This window comes from Mycobacterium appelbergii (genome assembly GCF_032883035.1).
GTDB lineage: Bacteria > Actinomycetota > Actinomycetes > Mycobacteriales > Mycobacteriaceae > Mycobacterium > Mycobacterium appelbergii.
The window spans coordinates 251,514-272,799 of the sequence record NZ_JAMQTH010000011.1; the positions used below are offsets into that span (position 1 = coordinate 251,514).

Genomic DNA, 21,286 nt, shown 5'->3' on the forward strand with positions numbered 1-21,286 from the left:
GTATGCGCGCGGTGCTTTGGGACATGGACGGCACCCTTGTGGACTCCGAAAAGCTTTGGGACATCGCGATGCACGCGTTGTATGCGCGCATGGGGGCGGTGCTCACACCCGAGGTGCGTGAGTCGACGGTGGGCGGCTCGTCCGAGAGTGTGATGCGCATCGTGTACGACGACATCGGTCTCGACCCCGATCCGGTCGCGATGGCCGAATCCTCGGACTGGTTGCACGATTACACGGGCGAGCTGTTCGAGCAGGGTCTGTCCTGGCGACCCGGCGCACAGGAGATGCTCGAAGCGTTGACCGCCGCGGCAATCCCCATGGCGTTGGTGACCAACACCCGCCGCGGGCTCACCGAGCGGGCAATGAAAACCATTGGGCAGGGGTATTTTACGGTCAGCGTGTGTGGCGACGAGGTCGAGAATGCCAAGCCCGCGCCGGATCCGTACCTGCGCGCCGCCGAGATGCTCGGCGTGCCCGCCGCGGATTGTCTTGCGGTTGAGGATTCGGTGACCGGTACCGTCGCGGCCGAAAGCGCCGGCTGTCCGGTGCTGGTGGTGCCCAATGATGTGGAGGTGCCGGTCGGCCCGCGTCGCAGGCACGTGACCTCGCTGGAGTCCCTCGATGTGGCAGGCCTGCGCGCGGTGTATCACGACCTGAATTCGCAAGTCGGAGAACGCACCGCCTAAACGCGCCGTGTGATTGAATGTGATCCTGATCACGCAGGGGTGCGGAAGGGTGTCACATGACTCACGGACCGGTCGGTGATTCCACCTCCGACGTGGACTACGAGGAATCCGAGCACAGCGGCAAGGTGGTCCGGATCGCGTCGGTGGCTGCCCTCGGCGGCCTCCTGTTCGGCTATGACAGCGCGGTGATCAACGGCGCGGTCGCCGCGCTGCAGGACGAATTCGGCATCGACAACATCACGCTCGGTTTCGCGGTGGCCTCGGCCCTGCTGGGCGCGGCCGTGGGGGCGTTGACCGCAGGCCGGTTGGCTGACCGGATCGGCAGGCGCTCGGTGATGAAACTCGCCGCGCTGCTGTTCTTGATCAGCGCGATCGGTACCGCCGTTGCCACGCATATCTGGCTGGTGGTGGCGTTCCGCGTCATCGGTGGTCTCGGCGTCGGGGTGGCATCGGTCATCGCGCCGACCTACATTGCCGAAACCGCACCGCCACGTATCCGCGGCAGGCTGGGCTCACTGCAGCAGCTGGCGATCGTGACCGGAATCTTCCTGTCGTTGTCGATCGATTACCTGCTCGCTCATCTGGCCGGTGGTTCGCGCGAAGAACTTTGGCTGGGGATGGCGGCCTGGCGCTGGATGTTCCTCGTCATGGCCGTACCTGCCGTGGTGTACGGAGCGTTGGCCTACACCATTCCGGAATCGCCCCGATATCTCGTTGCGCAATTCCGGATTCCGGAGGCCCGCAGGGTGCTAAACATGCTTCTCGGTGAGAAGAATCTGGAAATCACCATTCGCCGCATCGAAGACTCGCTGAAGTCCGAGAAACCGCCGTCCTGGCAGGACCTGCTCCGGCCGCTGGTATCCGGGGCCTCCACCGGCGGGCTGAAGGTGTGGATCCGGCGCTATGTGTGGTGGCTGCTCCTGGTTTTCATCGTGCTCGCCGTGCTCTCGTTCTCGGTCGGATTATGGCCGTTGGCAGTGATCTTCGTCGCGCTCGGCATCGGGGTCGCCGTCGTCAGCGGGTTGTACGGCATCGTCTGGGTAGGTCTGGGGCTGTCGATCTTTCAGCAGTTCGTCGGCATCAACGTGATCTTCTACTACTCCAATGTGCTGTGGGAGGCCGTGGGATTCGACGAGAGTCAGGCCTTCACCATCACGGTGATCACCTCGGTGACCAACATCGTCACGACCCTGATCGCGATCGCGCTGATCGACAAGATCGGGCGCAAGCCCCTGCTGCTGATCGGATCGTCGGGCATGGCGATCACGCTGGGCACCATGGCGGTCATCTTCGGCACCGCCACCCAGGTCGACGGCCAGCCTCAGCTGAGCGGCGCCGCGGGCACGATCGCGCTGATCGCTGCGAACCTGTTCGTGGTCGCGTTCGGGATGTCGTGGGGCCCGGTGGTGTGGGTGCTGCTGGGGGAGATGTTCCCCAACCGGATACGGGCGGCCGCGCTCGGCCTGGCGGCCGCGGGCCAGTGGGTGGCGAACTGGCTGATCACCGTCTCCTTCCCGGAGCTGCGCAACATGTTGGGCGTGGCGTACGGCTTCTATGCGCTCTGCGCGGTGCTGTCGCTGATCTTCGTCTGGAAATGGGTTGCCGAAACCAAGGGCAAGCACCTGGAGGACATGCACGCCGAGGCGTTGCAACGTTAGGTGTCAGGCGCTGTCCTGCGGCAGTGGCGGCGGGACATAGTCGTCGGTGTACGGGGTGCACCCGACGGTGCGGGCAATCTCTATTGCCGGCTCGACCAGCTTCTCCGGGTTGATGCCGTGATGGACCAGGTGAACCTCACACCCTCCGGCGACCACCCAGACACTCGACAGGTCCGGCTGCACCAGTGCGAACTCATCCTCGCGATCACGACGCAGCTCGTAGGCGTCCCGGTCGGCGGCGTACCGCAGCAGGTCCACTTCCTTGGCGACGTCCTCGACGTGGTGGATCGCGATCGAGAGCGTCGGTGTCGCCGTCACACTCACACCCCAGGTGGCCGACAGACACACGTACGGCGGGATCGGATTCGCCGCCCGGTTGTTCTGGATCAGACCGCCGAACGGCACGTGGTTTCCCAGGATCGTACGTATCGCGCGGACCCGCGCGGCATAGGTCGGCAACGGAGGGCCCGTCGTTGGGCCGAGTGGATCGCTCACCCTTCTATTGCACCCCACATTGCTACCGCTGTCGCGCATGAAACAATTCATGCCTGTGAAGACCTTCGACGCCCTGTTCGCCGAACTCAGCGACAAAGCGCGAACCCGTCCCGCCGGCAGCGGCACGGTCGCGGCGCTGGACGCTGGTGTGCACGGGCTCGGCAAAAAGATCCTGGAGGAAGCCGGCGAGGTGTGGCTGGCGGCCGAGCATGAGAGCGACGAGGCCCTGGCCGAGGAGGTCAGCCAGTTGCTCTACTGGACGCAGGTGCTGATGATCTCCCGTGGCCTGACCCTCGACGACGTCTACCGGAAGCTGTGAGTGACATGTTGCGGGTTGCCGTACCCAACAAGGGGGCACTCAGTGAATCGGCCGCCGAGATTCTGTCCGAGGCCGGCTACCGGCGACGTCGGGATGCCAAGGACCTGACCGTCGTCGATCCGAACAACAATGTCGAGTTCTTCTTTCTGCGGCCCAAGGACATTGCGATCTACGTCGGCTCCGGCGAACTCGATCTCGGTATCACCGGGCGTGACCTGGCTGCGGATTCGAATGCGCCGGTGCGCGAGCGGCTTGCGCTGGGATTCGGCGGGTCGACCTTCCGCTATGCGGCGCCCATGGGGCAGGATTGGACCACGCAGGATCTGTCCGGAAAGCGGATCGCGACATCGTTTCCGAATCTGGTACGCAAAGACCTGGCCGCCCGGGGGATCGAGGCCACCGTTATCCGACTCGACGGTGCGGTGGAGATATCGATTCAGCTCGGGGTGGCCGATGTCATCGCCGATGTCGTCGGATCCGGCCGCACCTTGGGCCTGCACAACCTCGCGGCGTTCGGTGAGGTCCTGTGTGATTCGGAAGCCGTCCTGATCGAACGTGACAGGGGCGGTGACGACGGCGCCGACGAGAACGCCTCGGCGCGCGATCAGCTCACCGCGCGCGTGCAGGGTGTGGTGTTCGGCCAGCAGTATCTGATGCTGGATTATGACTGCCCGCGTGAAGTTTTGGACCGTGCCACCGAGGCGACTCCAGGTCTGGAATCACCGACGATCGCGCCACTGGCCGATCCGAAGTGGGTTGCCGTCCGTGCGCTGGTGCCGCGGCGGGACGTCAACGCGATCATGGATGAGATTTCCGCGATCGGCGCCAAGGCGATTCTCGCCTCCGACATCAGGTTCTGCCGCTTCTGATTACACCGGTGCGCGAGCGCCGTGCGTGCTAGCGTCCGGATGACGTCGGACAGTCGGAGGCTCCATGACGCATTTTCTGGTACTGCTGTTGGCTCTGGGAATCGGCGTAGTGGCAGGATTGCGTGCCTTCTCCGCGCCCGCCGCAGTCGCCTGGGCGGCGGCGCTCAGCTGGATCAACCTCGACGGCACGTGGGTCCAGTGGCTGGCCCACCCGATCACCGTCACAGTGCTGACGATTCTCGCTGTCGTCGAGCTCATTACCGATCAACTGCCCAGCACACCGAGCCGCACCACCGCGATGCAGTTCGGCGCCCGGCTCGTCACCGGAGCGTTCGCCGGTGCGGTGATCGGCACCGCGTGGGGGTACACGTTCGGCGCGCTCGGTGCCGCACTCGTCGGCGCGGTACTGGGCACGCTCGGTGGCTACGAGGCGCGTAAGCGTCTGGTCGCGGCCAACGGCGGCCACGACCTGCCCATCGCCCTGGTCGAGGATGCCATCGCGGTCTTGGGCGGATTCGCGGTCGCGGCGTTGACCGCTATCGTTTAACCATGACGCCGCCCCAGCGATTCGACGCCATCATCGTCGGGGCCGGTCAGGCCGGGCCCCCGCTGGCTGCGCGGCTCACCGCAGCGGGGCAGACGGTCGCGGTGATCGAACGCAAACTAGTCGGTGGCACCTGCGTGAACACCGGCTGCATCCCGACCAAGACTTTGGTGGCCAGTGCGCACGCAGCGCATCTGGCGCGCCGAGGAGCTGAGTACGGCGTCGGTACAGGCGAAGTCACCGTGGACATGGCCAACGTCAAGGCCCGCAAGGACCGGATCATGCTGGACGACCGGCAGGGCCTGGAATCCTGGCTCGAGGGCATGGACGGGGCCACGTTGATCCGGGGGCACGCCCGCTTCGTCGATCCGCACACCGTGGACGTCGACGGAGCGCTGCTGTGCGCGGACCGGATCTTCCTGAACGTCGGCGGCCGGGCGGTGGCTCCCGATCTTCCGGGCCTTGACGGCATCGATTATCTGACCAATGTAGGCATCCTGGAACTCGATTCGGTGCCCGAGCATCTCGTCATCGTCGGTGGCAGTTACATCGCCCTGGAATTCGCCCAGATGTACCGGCGGTTCGGCGCGCACGTCACCGTGATCGAGAAGGGTCCGCGGCTCACCGCGCGCGAGGACGAAGACGTCTCGGCCGCCATCAAGGACATTCTGGAAGCCGAGGGCATCACTGTGGTGCTGGATGCGACCGGAATCCGGTTCGCCAAGCGGGACAATGGATTCGAAGTGGTTCCGCACGACGGTGCCGAGCCCATCGCGGGGAGCCACCTGTTGCTGGCCGTCGGGCGGGTTCCCAACACCGACGATCTCGGCTTGGAGAATGCCGGTGTGCTTACCGACGGTCGCGGCTACATCGTCGTCGACGACGAGTTGCGCACCAACGTCGGGCACATCTGGGCGATGGGGGACTGCAACGGCAAGGGGGCCTTCACCCACACCTCCTACAACGACTTCGAAATCGTGGCCGCCAACCTGCTCGACGACGACCCGCGGCGGGTTAGCGACCGCGTTACCACCTACGCGCTCTACATCGACCCACCGCTGGGGCGAGCCGGAATGACTATCGACCAGGTACGGGCGTCCGGCCGAAACGCGTTGGTAGGCAAGAGACCGATGACCCGTGTCGGGCGTGCTGTGGAGAAGGGCGAGACGCAGGGCTTCATGAAGGTCGTGGTCGACGCCGAGACCGAGGAGATCCTGGGCGCCGCCATCCTCGGTGTCGGCGGGGATGAGGTGGTGCACGCCATCCTCGACATCATGACCGCGAAGAAGCCCTACACCGCGATATCGCGCACCATGCACATCCACCCGACGGTCAGCGAGTTGGTGCCGACGATGCTGCAGGACCTGAAGCCGCTGGACTGACGCTGCGGCCGATCTTGAGTTGCCGTGTGACCAGTGCGATGCGTTGTCCGAGATGGCGACATGTTGCGACGTCGGAGGGGTGTACCTGATCAGAATCGGCGTCCATGTCGTGGCAGAACTGGCTGGCAGAGCGGGCTGATGGTCGATTATGGGTCAACGTGGTTGCATCGTGGGATTACCTGAGCGCACAGATCGCGCCGAAACGATTGGAAATCAATTTGAAGTGGTATGGCCCAGAAGAATTAGACCGTTTATCGTGGGCGGTCGGCTTCGGGAGTTTCGAAAGAGTGGTTGAGCAGGGGATTTCGGCGGCTAAGACGATCGACGACTATTATGCATTTTTCAATAAGTGTTACATTGCAGAAACCGGCGAATGGCGCCAAGATCAAGAATTTTTCACGCCCTTCAACTCCGTATCGCCAGCAGAAGCGCTATTCAGCTGGACTGAAGCTTCAAAGAAGGCGCTCCTCCAAAGACGGATTCTAATCCGAGCTGTCGAGGAGACAGACATACGGACCTTCGAAATCCAGGTCGATCTCGATGAACAGCATTGCGAATGTGAGCTTGACCTGTCCATGCCTAACGATGGGGAAACTGTCTTGCCGGGCGGATTTGCGCCTCTGGGAATCCGGAAAATTCCCAAAGGGCCGATTTCGCGTTCATAGCCGATGCGCCCGAGTTGCGTGGGCTGTCGGTCGAGACTGTTTCCTCATAGGGTTCTCGGTTCGCGGCGACCGAGGGCGGACGGCTTGCATCGGAGGCTACGGTTAGAATTTATATCGGCACATCCTTCTCGTAGGCTCGGTTTGATTCAACGCTGTGTGGCGGCCACAATATGACACCTGTTTTTGGCACGTATGACACGAAGCTGGGATGTCATCGGGTTTCTTGCCGTGCTTGTTCTCAAATGATAGGACCGATAGACCCAGGTTCGGAGGAGGCTCTGACTAGTCAGTTTGGGCAGTGTCGGTGAAATGATGGCTTGCGGTGACGGTCAGCAGCGTTCTTTGTCCTGCGATCCATGCGAGTGGTGGGCTGTGAAGCCGCGAGCCACCCGCCCTGGAGGCCTGTAGGTCAAAGGGCGTTTCGGGATCCAGGCAGCCCTTGATGACCGAGTTGAAGCCGGTGTAGTTCGGCGTAGAGGCCGTTGCGTGTGAGTAGGTCGTGGTGGCTGCCGTTTTCGACGACGACGCCGTCGTCGATGACTAAGATTCGGTCGGCCTGGCGGAGTGTGCTGAGTTGGTGGGCGATGGTGATTACTGTGCGGCCTTCAACTAGTCGGTTGAGGGATTGTGCGACGATGGATTCGGTGTGGGCGTCGAGCGCGGCGGTGGGTTCGTCGAGGATGAGGATCGGGTTGTTGCGGATCAGGGCGCGCGCGATCCCGATGCATTGACGTTGTCCCCCTGACAGAGTGGTTCCTCGGTCTCCCACGACGCTGTCGTAGCCGTTGGGTAGCTTTTGGATGAATTCGTCGGCGTTGGCGAGCTTGGCGGCTCGCACGATGTCGGCGTTGGTCGCGTCGGGGCGGCCGAGGGTGATGTTTGATGCGATGGTCGCGTGGAGGAGCACGGTGTCTTGCAGGACGAAGCCGATTTGGCTGCGCAGTCCGTGCAGCGTGTACTCACAGATGTTGACCCCGTCGATGGCAATGTGGCCTCCGTCGGGGTCGCGAAATCGCGGGATGAGGCTGGCTACGGTGGTTTTGCCGCTGCCGGTGGGGCCGACGATGCCAACCATCTCGCCCGGTCGGATGTTGAAGGTGATGTCGCGCAGGATCGGCATGCCGGGTTGGTAGGAGAATGACACTTTGTGGAAGGTGATCTCGCCGCGAAACGGTGGGGGTTCCTTGGGGACTGGCCGTTCTGGGATCACTTTGTCGGCGTCGCAGACTGCTGTCACTCGGTGGAAGCTGACGGTTACGGTGGCGATGGTGGTCGTCATCTGGGCGAGGTTGCGGACTGGCTGGAAGAACCGGGTCAGGTAGGCGAGAAAGATTGACAGTGAACCGATTGTCATCGCACCTGAGAGGACGAGCAGGGTTCCGCGCCACAGAACAGTTCCTGTGCACACAGCGATGAGGAAGGTGATGACGGGTGGTTGCAGTGCGGACATGCGGCGTCCGTGCAACCACGCGGTCGCGGTCGCAGCGGTGACCGTCTGAACCTGCTGTTCTTGACGGTGTTCGCCTTCGAACGCCTTGATCATTTCGATCGACTGTAGGCCTTCCTGCATGGTGGCCATCAGGTCTGATTGCCGGCGGCGGACGTCATGGACGAGGGCCCTGGCTTCTTTGTCGACACGTAGCGCGAACAGTGCCAGCAATGAGGTTGCGGTGAGCGCGATAAGCGCGAAATCCCAACGCAGAAAGAACATCACGGCGAGCATTCCGATCAAGGACAGTGCATCGGTGGCGATGGTCGTCGTTGAGGTTGATGCGAAGTTTTGTATGGTCTGAACGTCGCCGGTCAAGGTGTTGAGGATGGCCCCGGCACGGTTGGTGTCGTAGTAGGCCAGGGAGAGCTCTTGCAGATGGTGGTAGAGCCGGGTGCGCAGGCTGTTGCCGATCGCTTGGCCGACCCGTTCGGCGCGTGTGTTTGCGCAGTACATGGCCACTGCTGCAACGGCCGCGAGGGCGATGCAGGAAGCGCCGATGACTGCGGTCATCTGCGTTCGTCCGTTGACGCCGAGTAGTACGAGTGTGTGCGAGATCCACGGGGGGATTGGGTCATTCCCCACGATGTTGTCGAGTACGACCATCAGCGGCCATGGTGCGGCCAGTCCCATCCCGATCTGCACGGCGATCGCGGTTACCGCTGTGGTGATCGTGCGGTGGTGGGGGTTGAGCAGTTCGACCAGGAGTGGCGGAAGGCGCGGTTTACGGAATGCCATGAAGCCCAGGATGTTGGCCGGGCCGGACAGTGGGTGCTGCGGGTGCGTGTATGTGTGGGGTGAACAGGTTGCCTCCGGTGGGGTTGACGTCTTTGACGGTGGGCGCCGGGGGTGGTCCGGGCACTGGGGGTGGCGGGCTGGGTGGTGTGGTGGTCGACGTCGGTGTGGGTGTTGAGGTGGGCGGTGGTATCGGGTTGTTGGCGTTGCTGCAGGCGGCGGTCAGGGCGATGAGCGCGGCACTTGCGACTACGGCAAGTGTGTGTCGATTGGTGCGGTGGCGGTGCATGATCGAACTCCTGTCTGCGCCGCGCGTTTGGCTGCTAGTGCTAGTGCTAGTGCTTGTGGTTGCGGTGCACGCCTGGGGGTTCGGTCGGAGCTGCTGGTGCGATGACTTGCGGGGTGAACAGGTTTCCGCCGGTGGGGTCGATGCTTTTCTCGGTCGGGGAGGTGGGTGGTGCTGTGGTGGTCGGCGGCGGCGGCGGTGTCGTAGTGGTGGTGGGCGTTGGTGGTGTGGTGGTGGGTTGCGGTTGTTGGCCGCTGCTTTGGCATCCGGCGGCGAAGATGGCGGCGATGGTCAGGGTCGCGGCGAAGGTTGTGATGCGACGTGTGGTGCGGTCGGGCATGACCACTCCTCGGATCGTGGGCCGGCCCTGTCAGTGGGCTGCGGTCAAGGTGTTCTCGGTGGGGGCGTGAATTTTTGTGGTGTCGCGGTGGGCTTCCAGTAGCCGTAGCCAGACTTCGCTGATTGTGGGGAAGCACGGTACGGCGTGCCATAGCCGGTTGATGGGTACTTGCGCAGCGACGGCGATGGTAGCCGAGTGGAGAAGTTCGGCGACTCCGGGTCCGACGAGGGTGACTCCGAGTAGGTGGTCGTGGTCGAGGTCGACGATCATTCGGGCGTGTCCGGTGTAGCCGTCGGCGTAAAAGTTTGCGCCGGGGACGGTTTGGCCCATGTCGACGTCGACGATGTTGATGCGGTGGCCTTGGTGCTGGGCTTGTTGGGCGGTCAGTCCGACGGATCCGGCCTCGGGGTCGGTGAAGAAGACCTGGGGCACCGCGTGGGTGTCTGCGGTGGCGACATGGGCGCTCCATGGTGCGGTGTCGAGCGGTTGTCCGTGGGCGCGGGCGGTGATGGCGTTGGCGGTCATGCGTGCTTGGTACTTGCCTTGGTGGGTGAGCAGGGCACGGTGGTTTGCATCACCCATGGCGTAGAGCCAGGTGTCGTCGACGCCGCGCACGAGGCAGGTGTCGTCGACGTCGAGCCAGGCGCCGGGTGTGAGGCCGAGGGTGTCCAGGCCGATGTCGGCGGTGTTGGGTGTGCGTCCGATCGCGAACAGGATCTCGTCGGCTTCGAGTTTCTCGCCGTTGTCGAGTTCGATGGTGACTGGTCCGGTGCCGCCGGGGCGGTGCAGTTCGGTCACCGATACGCCGGTGCGCACTTCGACGCCGGCCTCGGTCAGTCCGCGGCTGACGTGCTCGCCGACGAACGGTTCCATGCGGGGCAGCAGGGCAGGGGTGCGGGCGAGCAGCGTCACTTGAGCGCCGAGGCCCTGCCATGCGGTGGCCATCTCCACGCCGACTCCGCCGGCGCCGACCACGACGAGTCGTGGGGGTACGGCGCTGTGGTCGGTGGCCTTGCGGTTGGTCCAGGGCTTCGCCTCGGCCGCTCCGGGGATGTCGGGCACTGTGGCTGTGCTGCCGGTGCAGATGGCGACCGCGTGGCGGGCGGTGAGCATGACGAGGGTGTCGTCGGTGGTGGTGACCGCGACGCGGCGGGGGCCGTCGAGGCGGGCGTGACCGCGGTACAGATCGGCGCCGAGTTCGTCGATGAACGCGGCTTGGCTGCTGTCGTCCCAGTTGGTGACGTAGCGGTCGCGCCGGCCGAACACCCCGGCTGCGGCGATGGGACCGCCGAGGGCTTCGCGGGCGCCGTCGATGTGGTTGACGTCGGAGATGGCGAGCACCGGGCGCAGCAATGATTTGCTCGGGATGCAGCCCCAATACGAGCATTCCCCGCCGACGAGTTCACGTTCGATGACGGCGACGGTGAGGTCTGCGGCGCGGCAGCGGGCGGCGACGTTCTGGCCGACCGGGCCGGCGCCGAGCACGATGACGTCATAGGTGTGGCTCATTGTCGTTGTTCCCTTCGTGTTTAGCGGTCAGGTTGACCGTTACGGGGCGATGGCAACCGCGCCGCCGGTGGCGTGCAGTACTGCTCCGTTGATGTAGCTGGCGGCTGGTGAGGCCAGGAATGCCACGGCCGCGGCAATCTCCTCGGCGTCTGCGGCTCGGCCCAGGGCGGTGGTTTCGGCGAGGGCATCGACGAGGCCGGGCATCGTTCCTGTCCCAGGGGTGACAGTCGGCCCGGCGGCAACTGCGTTGACTCGGACCCCCGATGGGCCGAACTCATCGGCCCACACCTTGGTGAGCAGCTCGAGTCCGGCCTTGGTGGCTCCGTACACCCCGGCGGTGCGGGCGGGGGTGGAGGCGGCGACGGTACTGAGGTTGACCACCGCACCGCAGCCGCGTGCGGCCATGTCCGGTACGAGCTGCTGGACGAGGATGTAGGGGGCTCGCAGGTTGATGTCGACGTGGTGATCGAAGAACACGTCGTCGGTGGCCGCGGTGGCGGCGAACCCGTACACGCCGGCGTTGTTGATGAGGATGTCGATGGGGCCAGCTTGTTGAGCAAGTCGACGGACGTCATCGGGCTGGGTCAGACCGGCAGCGATGAATCGTGCTGCTGCGCCCAGTGATTCGATATCGCGAATCACTTTGGCACCGCGATCGGTGTTGCGACCGTGAACAACGATATCGGCGCCCAGGACGGCCAACTGTCGTGCGACAGCTCGACCGATTCCCGAGGTGGATCCTGTGACGAGTGCGGTACACCCGGTCAACGTTGTTGCCATTGAATTCTGTTCCGATCGTTGGTAAGCCGCTGTGCGTCAGGGAGAAAACGTGCCCTGGCCGTGCCAGCAGCGGATAGCGGCCGCTTCGGCGACTGTGTGTTCAGGGACGCGGTCTGATCTCTCGGCGGTGTCGCAGCATCAGTGACACCGATGCTGTCAGTATGCATGCGGGACAGAGCCGCGGTGTGTGGAAGTTCTTATGGGTGCCATCAATGGATTGAATCGACGGGGCGGCCGCTGAGGGTAACTGTTGTGTGCCACGGGAACTGGGAACCTGTGAGAAGGTATCGGCGGGTTCGTGAGCCGGGGCCGAGTACAGCTTGAGTAAAGGCCTTGTGCGGCAGGCGGCCGACGGGTCACGTCGGGCCGCGTGCCGCACAAGGTTGGTTGTCAGTTGTGGAATATCAAGGCGTTCGTCGCGCCGCCGAAGGGGAGTTGGAGTTGGCCGGCGTGGCGCGCGGTGGCGCCGGGGGTGGCGACGATCTGTGCGTTGCCGGGATTCTGCTGCACGACGATCTCTGCAGCGGCAAGGGGTGCGAAGCCGATCGCTGTCGCGGTGAGGGCACCGGCAAGGGCGAGATATCGAAGTTTCATTGCCTTGTCCTATCTTTCGGGGTTGTTGCACGGCCGACGGTCGGCGGTGCGCTGGGGTGGGAACTTGGCGGGGCCGGGGTAGTCGGCCCCGCCGTGTCCCGGTGGCTGACCAAGGTGTTCAGTCTCGGTGTCGAGGCTGATGGTGACCGACGTGAGCGGGGAAGACGTCGGCCGGTCTTGGTCTGCAGCTGAAATGCTGCCTAGCCACGACGTTGTTGGCTGGCGCGTAGGGCGTCAGACAGTGTCCAGAACGACAGGCCCAGCAGCGGAATGTCTTTGAGCAGGAACTCGGCGGTCAGGGAGATGGCGGGGAAGCCTCCGCCGGCGGGTTCGCTGACCCCGGGGGTGCTGAACAGGAAGCTGACGGTGAAGACGAACAGCACGATGGCCATGAGGCTGCCGAGGATGGACAGTCGCGGTGCGATCGGTTTGATGGCCAGCAGCACCGCCGCGGTCACTTCGAACACCCCGAGTAGTGCGGAGAATGTGTACACCGGCAGGAAGTTGTACAGCCACCCCATGAAAGGGCTGTTGGCCACCAGCGGCTGGATCTGGTGGGCTTCGAAGTCTGCGAACTTCAAGGCTCCGATCCATCCGATGACGATGACCAGGCCGTAGCGGCCCAGGATCGCCCCGATCTTGTCTGATGCCGACAGTGGCAGTGCGCGTTCGATGACTTTGGAGGCGGACATTGTCATGGTGTGTCCTAACAGGAGTTGGTGCGCTGACGAGCTTTCAACGCCATGCTAATGGATATTAGAACAGTAACCATTAGTAAAATAGTCCGCAAGGAGGCCGTCATGTTGTCACCGTTTTGCAACCTGATGGGCTGCCCAACCCAGAAGGCGGGGTGAACTGTCGACTGCGGGACAAAGGGTGGATCTGCTGCCGTTCCGCGGTGATCGGCGCGGACGCCGGTCGGACGTTCGACCCTGGGAAAGACTGTGCAGCGCTGCGGTGCGCGTACGCCCCGGGCCGCACGCCGCACCATGGGCGACGGGGATGCCAGCGTCCACTGGTGCAACCTGCTAATGGCGTGTACGGGGTGTAACCATTAGTATCGATGTATGGGTGACACGCTACGAGTCGATGAGGCGAAGGTCTCATGACAGTGGCCGCGCCGGCGCCGCGCTTGGACGAACCCGCCCCGCTCGCACTCGCCAACACACTTTGGATCGATCGGCACGGTGTGCACGATGCGCTTGCCGATAAGGATTATGTCCAGGCATGGATACGCGCGGTCGGTAAGCGGCTGGATGTACGTCCCGCGCCAGGTTCGACCGGCGGGTTGCGTCCCGAGGCGGTCGGACGTCTGATCGAGGTCCGTGATGCGTTCCGGCGTCTGGCCGCAGAGGCCACCGGGGACAGTCGGGATTTGGTGGCGTCTCCGGTGCCCGACGTGGCCAACGCGGTGTCGCTGATCAATGCGGCTTCGGCGGCCGAAACCGTATGGCCTGAACTGCGGTTTCAACGTCGCCGGGGGCTCGCCCGGCAGGACGCCTGGTCGGGGGACGCGTTCGCCGAGGCGGTGATCACCATGATCGCCAGGCAAGCCATCGAACTGGCCACCAGTCCTCGCTGGGAGATGCTGCGCGCTTGCGAGGCGCCCGCATGTGCCCACTTCTTCATCAAAGAGCACCGCCGCGAATGGTGTTCGGCGCTGTGCGGCAACCGTGCCCGCGTCGCGCGCCACACCCAGCGACAGCACAACCGCTGACAGCGAATTACCGCCGTCACCGCTGCGCGCCATCGGCAGGTTGGGCCGCGCCCACCGCATCCACTTTCGGGTGCGACAACCCGCGCGCAACAGTGCGATTGCAGTGTGCCGCTGACTGATAGGAGACCAGTGGGAACGGCGCACTGGATGAGTCGTATGAGGTGATATCACGGCGTGCCGACCGGTTCGACGCCGCGAACATACGGCCGGCTTCTGCCATTCGACGATCAATTGCCGCCAGCTGAAATTATCGCCCGCACAGTGTGGTTCCAGCTGACAGACCGGCGCAAACAGTTTCACCACTGGCCGGAGCATCCCACCAAAGTGCACCCAAGGAAGTGATTCTCATGAAGAAATTCGGAGCAGCCACCATGATTGCCAGTGGCGTCGTCGGCGCGGTGGTGGGGCTGGCCGCTCCCGCTGCGGCCGCTACTTCCGACCAAACCCCCGCGAGTGTCTCGTCGGTCACCATTGCCGCCGACCACCACCGCAACTGGATCTGGATCTTCCCGATCCAACCGCGCGTGCACGTCCCCCACGTCAGCACCGAAGTCCACCAGAGTCGCTGAGCAGACCCACCGATCACACACGAGGGGCCCCGATATCGGGGCCCCTCCTGTGGTGCGCAGGAAGATCAAGACACCGCACCGCCGCCGACCCCGATGGTTCGGCGTGCAGATGCTCCTACAACTCGATGATCGCGAATCTGGCTACTCTGCGGCCAGGATCCTCACAACCCGCCGGTAGATGCGCCAACTGCTGCTCTCATCTCGTACGAAGATGTCATGCACCAGGGTGTGGGCCACCGGTACGCCGGACCGCTGCGGGCCCAGTTCGAGCACTTGAAGCAATGTCTCCACCTCGGCGATGTCAGCCGACACCAGCCGAAATGATGTCTCGACGGGAAAATGCCTACGCTGCACGCCGTCGGGTCCGCGGCCATCGACGACCTCCGCCAGTGTGGCGCCGCGAAAAGTCTTCCCGCCGGCAATCAGCAGTCCGTCTGGCGTGAAAAGCTTCAACGCCTGGGCGGCCTGGCCGCTGTCGACGAGGCGAAAGAATCGGGTGACCACGTCCAGACACGCCGCGCGTGCCTGAGCGACCGCGAGGTGGGGTTCGCTGCCGACGATCGAAAGTGCTCGTGAAGAGGTCACCGTGGGTGACCTACCGGTGCGTCGTTGTCGGTCCGAACTTCTGCGCAATGCCAGCCGAGCGCATTCGGCACCGCAGCAGGCCGCAGCGCGTACTCCGGCGCCGCACTGATTGCCGCGATGCGGCCGGCGGTGTCGGCCCGGACAAGTCGGCGAGCATTCACGAATGGCTGATACCGTCGGTTGTCCCACCACGCTAGGCGCGCCGGGTCCACTCTGAAATCCATGACGTTCTTTGACCTTTCAGTTGTGCTGTGCACAGCGAGGGTGCGTCCTGCCGGGGTGCGCAACCCGCGGTGGTGGCGCATGAGTAGGGGATAGGCGAGTGCGGGCGCCGCGGGCCCCATCCCCCGTTGCGGCACGGTGCGCCATCGCGCAGGCGCGGTGTCGACGTGGAGGTCATAGTCGACACCGCGCTGTCCCGCGGGAAAAGACGATGCGTGGTTGCAGGTTTGGGCATCGTCGACCTGGGGCCGTCGGCGTGACGCGCCGAGTGCACTACGGCCGTGTGCGCAAGCGCGTACGCATCGTGGGCCAGACGCCGTTGAGATGACGGGCCGGCGGGGTGGATGCTCAGATGCTTCGAGCGGTCATTCCAGGATCGGCGCGGATAAGCCCCGCCAGGCGTGCAGTCGGCGGTCGTTGACGCCTGACTCGTCGTCTTGGGCGAGTTGAACCGAGAAAGGAGTTGTTGCGGGGCCCTCATCGACAGGTGCGGCCGGGCTGGTGGGAACGCGGTTGGCGGCCTCCAGGATCAATTCGGTGAGCAACAACGGCATCGACAGCTGGGGGAGGTGGCCCGAGGGTAGGTGGCGACGGTGGGTTGCGCGGCGGGCGAAATAGTTTTGGCCGTGAGGGATGGCCCGGTCACGCTCGGTGACGATGTATGTCGACGGCACCGTGTGCCAGGCCGCGGCGGTAAGTCCTTGACTGGTCGCCTTCAAGGTGAACGGTTTGAGGCGGGCGATCGCCTGCTCGGCCAACTCGTGTGCGACATCGTGAAAGAACAGTTTGAGGGGGTCTTTGGCGGTGACAGTCTCATCGTCGATGATCCACCAGTTCGGCGCGGCACCGACGACGCCGAGGATGGATTCGCCGACATCGAGTTGGAATGCGCACACATAGACCAGGTGAGCCACGTTGGGTATTCCGGCGGCGGCTTGGCTGACGACCGCGCCGCCATAGGAGTGTCCGACGACGACCACAGGTCCGTCGATCTGCTGAAGTTTGGCGCGCAGGTGCGCGGCGTCGTCGAAAAGATCGAATCGAGGTTTGGCGCGGTACGCGACGCTCGGCAGGTCAACGGTGCGAACCTCCCACCCGCTGGCGATGAGTTGTATCCGGACTGCGTCCCAACACCAGGAGCCAAACCACGATCCGTGGACAAGCATCACTGTCGGCTTCGAAGGGTTCTCAGTTGGCAATTCGCTCACAGACCGGGTCCTCTCGTGTTCAACTCCGGTCGATGCTAACGGCGAACAATCCGCCCGAGTTATTGAAAGATCCAATCCCGGCCATAACTTCTGAACGCGTAAAGCACTGCACGGCAACGCAGTACGCGCACCGGTATTCGCATGCGCTCGGGGGCTCTGGGGTTGTCAGGTGTTACGCTCTCGACGGTCTAGCACGAGCGGGGCATCGCGTGTCGAGTGGCGGTTAGCCGGCTCTTCCGCGCATGGTGTGGGCGAGTTCGGCCCGCGACCGTATGCGCAGCTTCGCGAAGATGTTGCGGACATGGGTTTTGACGGTGTGCGGTGACAGGTGCAGTGTGTCGGCAACACTTCGACTTGTGGCTCCGTCTTGGGTGATGAGGTGTGCGACTTTGATTTCGGTGTCGGTCAGACTGTCCCAGCCGGTGCGTGGGTGCCGGCGGACCGGTAGCCGCCGCGTGACGCCCAGCCCGCGCAGTTCGCGGCCGACCAGGCGTGCGTCGGCGACGGCGCCGCGCTCGGCGAGGGTGTCAAACGCAGTTTTGAGTGCCTCGACGGCTTCGGGCGTGCGGCCAACATGTTTGAGCTCACGGGCGGCGTCCTGCGCCGCGCACGCGTACAGCAGGGGCCGGCCGTGAGCGTTGATCTGCTCGCCGGCCGCCAGGACGGTATCCGGGTCGCGGTCCAAGATCGCCTGCGCGTACTGGCACACCGCGGCGACCAGCGGCAGCCGGGGTTGCTCGCGGCCGAGCGTGTCCAGGGCAGTGAGCACGCGCGCACGCAGCCCGGCATCACCGGCCGCCGAGGCCACGCGCGCCGACAGAATCAAATGATCGTGGAAGTAGGAGAGGACCGGTGCCGTCAGCAGCGGAATGTCACCGGCGAGCCACCGCATCGCGTCATGAAGGTCACCGCGGTTCCACGCGGCGAGCGCCAAGATGGCCGCGGCATCGCGTCGCGTGGCCGGAGAACTGCTCTCGGTCGCCGCCCGGGCGCGAATCAGTGCTTCCTGCAGAAGTTTCTGATCACCGACACGCCCTGCGATGTCGGCGACGATGACCGTGCGGGCGATTGCGAGCACTGTCGTTGCCGGTCGGTCCGGGGGCGGCGCCATGTCGATGGCTGTTCGTGCCTGGGTGATTTCTCCGGCGGCCATGCGGGAAAGCGCGGCTTGGGTGGTGGCGATCTGCAGCAGCATGTCATTGCGCTCTTCGGCGAGGCTTTGTATCGCGAAGTCGGTGACGGCAAGGGACTCTTGGCTACGCCCGGCGAACGCCAGCAGGTTGGCAACGTGGTAGGCGGCGATGTCGTCTGCGGGAGTGCCCTCGGCGCGGCGTGTGATCTGCTGGAGCTGCTCCATTCGGTGTATCGCGGCACCGGGATAGCCGGCGGCGCATTCGAGCACCGAGCGAGTGGTTTCGCACAAGATGGTGCTTTCGGGGTCATCGACGGCCATCGCCGCGGTCGTGGCCTCCTCCAGTGCGCTGGTGTCCTGCGGGTCTTGTCCGTGGATGGCCTCGTTATAGGCGAGCCAGGACAGGTTGCGGGCCTTCATCACCTCGCTGATGTCGGTGAGCGCGAGCACGCGACGGTTGTCGTTGATTCGTTGCTGGGTCGTATCTCGGGTGATCGCCACCAGCCGAAGACGAATCGCTGCCTCCTCGTCGGCGGGAAGCGCGGCTGAGAGCGTGTACGCCGCGAGCGTGCGGGCTTGGTCATAGCGTGCCGCGCGGTTGAGCAGCACCACCGTTTCGGCGACCAGCGTTCCACGCTCAGGGTCGTGGGAGCCGAGAAGGTCCAGAATCTGCATGCTCAGATCGGCCGCGGTGCTGGGGTCGGCATCGGCCACAGCGCTCACCGCCTGGCGCAGGGCAGCGACGGCGGTACGGTCGCCGACTTCTGCGCTTCGCGCCAATTGTGTCGCCACCTCCTGCGGAGCGGCTCCCGCGTCGAGCATCGCGGTGACCGCTTGGCGCTCCATGGCTCGGCGCAACGATTGCGGCATGGACTGCCGCGTGGCCTCGCGAAGCAGGTGATGCCGAAATCGCAGTCGGTCCTCATCCTCAACCAGCAGGTCAGAACGCACGGCCTGGTCGATTGCGGATGCCAGGGCCGTTGGCGGGCGACCGATTACCGCGGCCAGCGTCGTTGCCGAGAATCTATCCGGCAGAACCGACGCGATCCGAATGACCTCGCTCGCGGCGTCAGAGAGCTCGTCGAGGCGTTGCTGCATACCGATGGTGAGCCGCCGCGGCAGGGCATCGCCTGTGACGGTGACTTGGCCGGCCGACCGTTTCAATCGACGCTCGTCGTGCAGGCCGCGCAACAGCTCCATCAACAAAAACGGGTTGCCATGGGTCTTCGCGGCAAGATCGAGAAGCGCCGGCGCGGCACGTGCCTGTATCGCGTCTTCGGTGATGTCGGCGATCGCGCCCGCAGTGACCGCATCCAACCGCACAACGACCGCGCCGTCGCGCTCAAACGCTGCGAGCGTCTCACCGACAGCCCTGCCGCCCACACCGGTGCGTGCGCTGATGACCCACAGCACCCGTGACCTGATCCGTGCAGTCATCGTTCGAAGCGCCAACAATGTGGCGTTGTCGGCCCAGTGAACGTCTTCCAGGAGAATCACCAGCGGTTGGTCCTTCGACGCCGCCTCGATCGCCGCGTGCAGTTCGTGCAGCACCCAGTATCGGACATCGGTCGAAGTTCCCAGGCTGCGAAGGGATTCCGCATCGACGATCGGCGGGCGTGCTTGCACTGTCGCCATCATCAGGGCAAAGAATGGCACTGTGCGCTGATACTCGAAGGCCTGACCGAGAAGGGTGCGAACCCCGGCTGTGCGGGCGAGAGCGCCGATTTCTTCGAGCAGGCGGCTCTTGCCGATACCTGGGGGCCCTTCAATCACCACCACACCGCCATGCCCGCGGTCGAGGCCGTCGACGAGCGGACTGACAAGCGCGATTTCGGCAGCCCTGCCCCGCAGACCTGGGGGCTGCAAAGGCCCGCCTTGACCATGAAACCGGCTGTCAGAAGGTTTCACAGCCAGAGTCTACGCCGCCCGCGGGAAGGGACTGCTGCGAGAACTTACACGCAATCAGAGATCGTGCAACACACATCATCTTTGCGCGCGGTGCACTGCGAGGGTACGGCGCCTCAGCATACCGACGGCCCGACGTGATCGGCCACGAGGCTTCGACATACCACCGCCGCGGGCTCGAAAATCCCTCGATGGGCGATGGTGCGGCGGGCTTGTGGGGTGTGAACGTAGAGACAGTGCAATGGCGGCCGGGAGCTCGGTGAGCGTCGCGGGCCAAAGAGTGCGTGAGGCTGTGAAGGAGACTGCGATGACCACCGCTGACCAAGTGAAATGGCAAGGGGCCAGACACAGCTTTTTCTTCACCCCGATCAAGCTCGAAGTGTTCCTCGTCGTTGCTGAAGAAGGCGGGTTCTCAGCCGCAGCACGCCGGCTGTGCATGAGTCAGCCCGCCCTGTCTCAGACGATCATCTCCCTCGAACGCCGGCTCGGTTTGAAGCTGTTCACCCGCAGCACAACCGGTGTCACATGCACTGAGGCGGGCCGGGCGCTGGTCGACGAGGCGCGGGCCATTCTGGGGAGCTATGGTCGCCTGCTACCGGCGATGGCTCGGTTCCGCGGAGAGCAGGAGGGCGTCATCGGTCTCGGCGTGCCGTACGAACTCGCCGCCGAAGTGTTGCGCGGGCTTGCCGCCTTCACTGCGGATTATCCGGAGATCGCGCTGCGGCCTCGCCACCTGCCCATGGCCGAGCAGCTCACCGCTCTCCGGAACGGAGGGCTTCAGGCGAGCTTGATGGTTCAACGGCCATCGGGCAACGATCTGGAAAGCATGCTGGTGGCACGCGAAGAGCTCGGTGTGCTCGTCTCCGACACGGTCGCAGCGCGATTCACCCAAGGCAACGGCGTATCGCTGGGTGCCCTGTCCGGGCTGAATTGGGTGACGTTCCCTCGTACCGACAGCCCTGCATGGTTCGACGAATTGGCCGCGATCCTGCGCACGCACGGGGTCGATGTGTCCTCGGCCGACCGCGTTCAAAGTCCGGTTCCATCAGAGATTTTCAGCGCACTGAGCTTCGGCAACGCCTTCGCGCTCACACCGCGGCAGTCGTCGAATCACGCGGTCGATTCCCTGGTGTGGAGACCTCTCGTTGGCCGCCCGATCGTTCGCCACACGTGGGCGGTGTGGCCGGCGAACTCGCGGCGTCGTGACCTCGCACGACTCATCGCGACTTTTGATGAGCCTGCCGACGCCGACAACACGATCGGCATCCCGATCACGATCGCATGCTCAGGCTGAACCAAGCGACGATTGACACCACAGCACCGGGGACCGCGGCGGACGCCTCCCTCAAGCGGTCACTAGGCCGCAGCAGGAGCGCGCCTGGCGGCTTCGCCTGAGGGGCACAGACCGGGCCGCGACCATCAATCACGGCATTGCCTGTGCGCAGCGCCCACCTTAGATGTTGGCCGACGGCCCCGTGTGACCAGCGGGCCTGCACGCGGCGAGACCGACCGGGTTGCGAGATCGGTGCGCAAGCGGGCGGCGCCGGACCAATCCGACACCGAACTGCGATGGCGGGACCATATCGCCCCGATGCCA

At 64.4% G+C, this 21,286-nt stretch carries 21 protein-coding genes and 1 pseudogene; 10 read left to right on the top strand and 12 right to left on the bottom strand.

The genetic code is table 11. The annotated features are described in order from the left end of the window. The first annotated feature begins 2 nt into the window (after window positions 1-2). Together M1247_RS25015 and M1247_RS25020 are read left to right on the top strand one after the other, a co-directional pair. Complete coding sequence (locus M1247_RS25015) at window positions 3-686, top strand: HAD family hydrolase (RefSeq protein ID WP_317159086.1); 684 nt, start codon at window positions 3-5, stop codon at window positions 684-686. A 56-nt stretch (window positions 687-742) separates the two neighbouring features. Continuing rightward, a complete protein-coding gene (locus tag M1247_RS25020; protein ID WP_317159087.1) occupies window positions 743-2,344 on the top strand; it encodes a sugar porter family MFS transporter in 1,602 nt (533 codons plus the stop codon). 3 nt (window positions 2,345-2,347) lie between these two features. On the opposite strand, the gene M1247_RS25025 is transcribed toward M1247_RS25020, so the two are convergent. Beyond that, window positions 2,348-2,839, bottom strand: coding sequence for a DUF7956 family protein (locus tag M1247_RS25025; RefSeq protein WP_317159088.1), 492 nt, complete (start codon window positions 2,837-2,839; stop codon window positions 2,348-2,350). A gap of 37 nt (window positions 2,840-2,876) precedes the next feature. On the opposite strand from M1247_RS25025, the gene M1247_RS25030 reads away from it, so the two are divergent. The 4 genes from M1247_RS25030 (at window position 2,877) to M1247_RS25045 (ending at window position 5,953) form a co-directional block, all read left to right on the top strand. Beyond that, window positions 2,877-3,158 carry a phosphoribosyl-ATP diphosphatase gene (locus M1247_RS25030; protein ID WP_317159089.1) on the top strand — a complete coding sequence of 94 codons (282 nt, stop codon included), beginning with the start codon at window positions 2,877-2,879 and terminating at the stop codon, window positions 3,156-3,158. Between the two features lie 5 nt (window positions 3,159-3,163). Then, complete coding sequence (hisG, locus tag M1247_RS25035) at window positions 3,164-4,027, top strand: ATP phosphoribosyltransferase (protein WP_317159130.1); 864 nt, start codon at window positions 3,164-3,166, stop codon at window positions 4,025-4,027. Between the two features lie 64 nt (window positions 4,028-4,091). Beyond that, on the top strand, window positions 4,092-4,574 hold the full coding sequence (locus tag M1247_RS25040; protein WP_317159090.1) for a DUF4126 family protein: 483 nt from the start codon (window positions 4,092-4,094) through the stop codon (window positions 4,572-4,574). Between the two features lie 2 nt (window positions 4,575-4,576). Then, the gene (locus tag M1247_RS25045) at window positions 4,577-5,953 is read left to right on the top strand and encodes an FAD-containing oxidoreductase (RefSeq protein ID WP_317159091.1); all 1,377 of its coding nucleotides are present in this window, start codon (window positions 4,577-4,579) and stop codon (window positions 5,951-5,953) included. Here M1247_RS25045 and M1247_RS25050 read toward each other — a convergent pair. Continuing rightward, a pseudogene (locus M1247_RS25050) lies at window positions 5,904-6,062 on the bottom strand (NADPH-dependent FMN reductase); the annotation flags it as partial. The gene M1247_RS25045 and the pseudogene M1247_RS25050 overlap by 50 nt on opposite strands. On the opposite strand from M1247_RS25050, the gene M1247_RS25055 reads away from it, so the two are divergent. Further along, window positions 6,058-6,618 (top strand): hypothetical protein, encoded by a 561-nt coding sequence (locus M1247_RS25055; RefSeq protein ID WP_317159133.1) that lies wholly within the window; start codon window positions 6,058-6,060, stop codon window positions 6,616-6,618. The pseudogene M1247_RS25050 and the gene M1247_RS25055 sit on opposite strands and share 5 nt — an antisense overlap. 409 nt (window positions 6,619-7,027) lie before the next feature. Here M1247_RS25055 and M1247_RS25060 read toward each other — a convergent pair whose 3' ends face one another. From M1247_RS25060 to M1247_RS25085, 6 genes are all read right to left on the bottom strand, one after another. Further along, window positions 7,028-8,845, bottom strand: a complete 1,818-nt coding sequence (locus tag M1247_RS25060) for an ABC transporter ATP-binding protein (RefSeq protein ID WP_317159092.1) — start codon at window positions 8,843-8,845, stop codon at window positions 7,028-7,030. Window positions 8,846-9,177: 332 nt separating this feature from the next. Then, on the bottom strand, window positions 9,178-9,468 hold the full coding sequence (locus tag M1247_RS25065; protein WP_317159093.1) for a hypothetical protein: 291 nt from the start codon (window positions 9,466-9,468) through the stop codon (window positions 9,178-9,180). Window positions 9,469-9,498: 30 nt separating this feature from the next. Beyond that, window positions 9,499-10,977 carry a dihydrolipoyl dehydrogenase family protein gene (locus M1247_RS25070; RefSeq protein ID WP_317159094.1) on the bottom strand — a complete coding sequence of 493 codons (1,479 nt, stop codon included), beginning with the start codon at window positions 10,975-10,977 and terminating at the stop codon, window positions 9,499-9,501. A gap of 39 nt (window positions 10,978-11,016) precedes the next feature. Next, window positions 11,017-11,757 (bottom strand): SDR family NAD(P)-dependent oxidoreductase, encoded by a 741-nt coding sequence (locus M1247_RS25075; RefSeq protein WP_317159095.1) that lies wholly within the window; start codon window positions 11,755-11,757, stop codon window positions 11,017-11,019. A gap of 390 nt (window positions 11,758-12,147) precedes the next feature. Then, window positions 12,148-12,351, bottom strand: a complete 204-nt coding sequence (locus M1247_RS25080; protein WP_317159096.1) for a hypothetical protein — start codon at window positions 12,349-12,351, stop codon at window positions 12,148-12,150. Between the two features lie 200 nt (window positions 12,352-12,551). After that, window positions 12,552-13,043 carry a YkgB family protein gene (locus M1247_RS25085; protein WP_317159131.1) on the bottom strand — a complete coding sequence of 164 codons (492 nt, stop codon included), beginning with the start codon at window positions 13,041-13,043 and terminating at the stop codon, window positions 12,552-12,554. Between the two features lie 413 nt (window positions 13,044-13,456). On the opposite strand from M1247_RS25085, the gene M1247_RS25090 reads away from it, so the two are divergent. After that, complete coding sequence (locus M1247_RS25090; RefSeq protein ID WP_317159097.1) at window positions 13,457-14,068, top strand: CGNR zinc finger domain-containing protein; 612 nt, start codon at window positions 13,457-13,459, stop codon at window positions 14,066-14,068. Between the two features lie 347 nt (window positions 14,069-14,415). Next, entirely contained in the window at window positions 14,416-14,637 is a 222-nt protein-coding gene (locus M1247_RS25095) for a hypothetical protein (protein ID WP_317159098.1), read from the top strand. Window positions 14,638-14,778: 141 nt separating this feature from the next. On the opposite strand, the gene M1247_RS25100 is transcribed toward M1247_RS25095, so the two are convergent. The 4 genes from M1247_RS25100 to M1247_RS25115 form a co-directional block, all read right to left on the bottom strand. Continuing rightward, complete coding sequence (locus M1247_RS25100) at window positions 14,779-15,222, bottom strand: nuclear transport factor 2 family protein (protein WP_317159099.1); 444 nt, start codon at window positions 15,220-15,222, stop codon at window positions 14,779-14,781. After that, window positions 15,219-15,383, bottom strand: a complete 165-nt coding sequence (locus tag M1247_RS25105; protein WP_317159100.1) for a hypothetical protein — start codon at window positions 15,381-15,383, stop codon at window positions 15,219-15,221. Before M1247_RS25105 ends, M1247_RS25100 begins: the two co-directional genes overlap by 4 nt. A 426-nt stretch (window positions 15,384-15,809) precedes the next feature. Then, window positions 15,810-16,652, bottom strand: a complete 843-nt coding sequence (locus M1247_RS25110) for an alpha/beta fold hydrolase (RefSeq protein ID WP_317159101.1) — start codon at window positions 16,650-16,652, stop codon at window positions 15,810-15,812. A gap of 223 nt (window positions 16,653-16,875) precedes the next feature. Further along, window positions 16,876-19,692 carry a helix-turn-helix transcriptional regulator gene (locus M1247_RS25115; protein ID WP_317159102.1) on the bottom strand — a complete coding sequence of 939 codons (2,817 nt, stop codon included), beginning with the start codon at window positions 19,690-19,692 and terminating at the stop codon, window positions 16,876-16,878. A gap of 304 nt (window positions 19,693-19,996) precedes the next feature. Between M1247_RS25115 and M1247_RS25120 the strand changes: the two genes are divergently transcribed. Beyond that, entirely contained in the window at window positions 19,997-20,983 is a 987-nt protein-coding gene (locus M1247_RS25120) for a LysR family transcriptional regulator (RefSeq protein WP_317159103.1), read from the top strand. Window positions 20,984-21,286 lie beyond the last annotated feature (303 nt).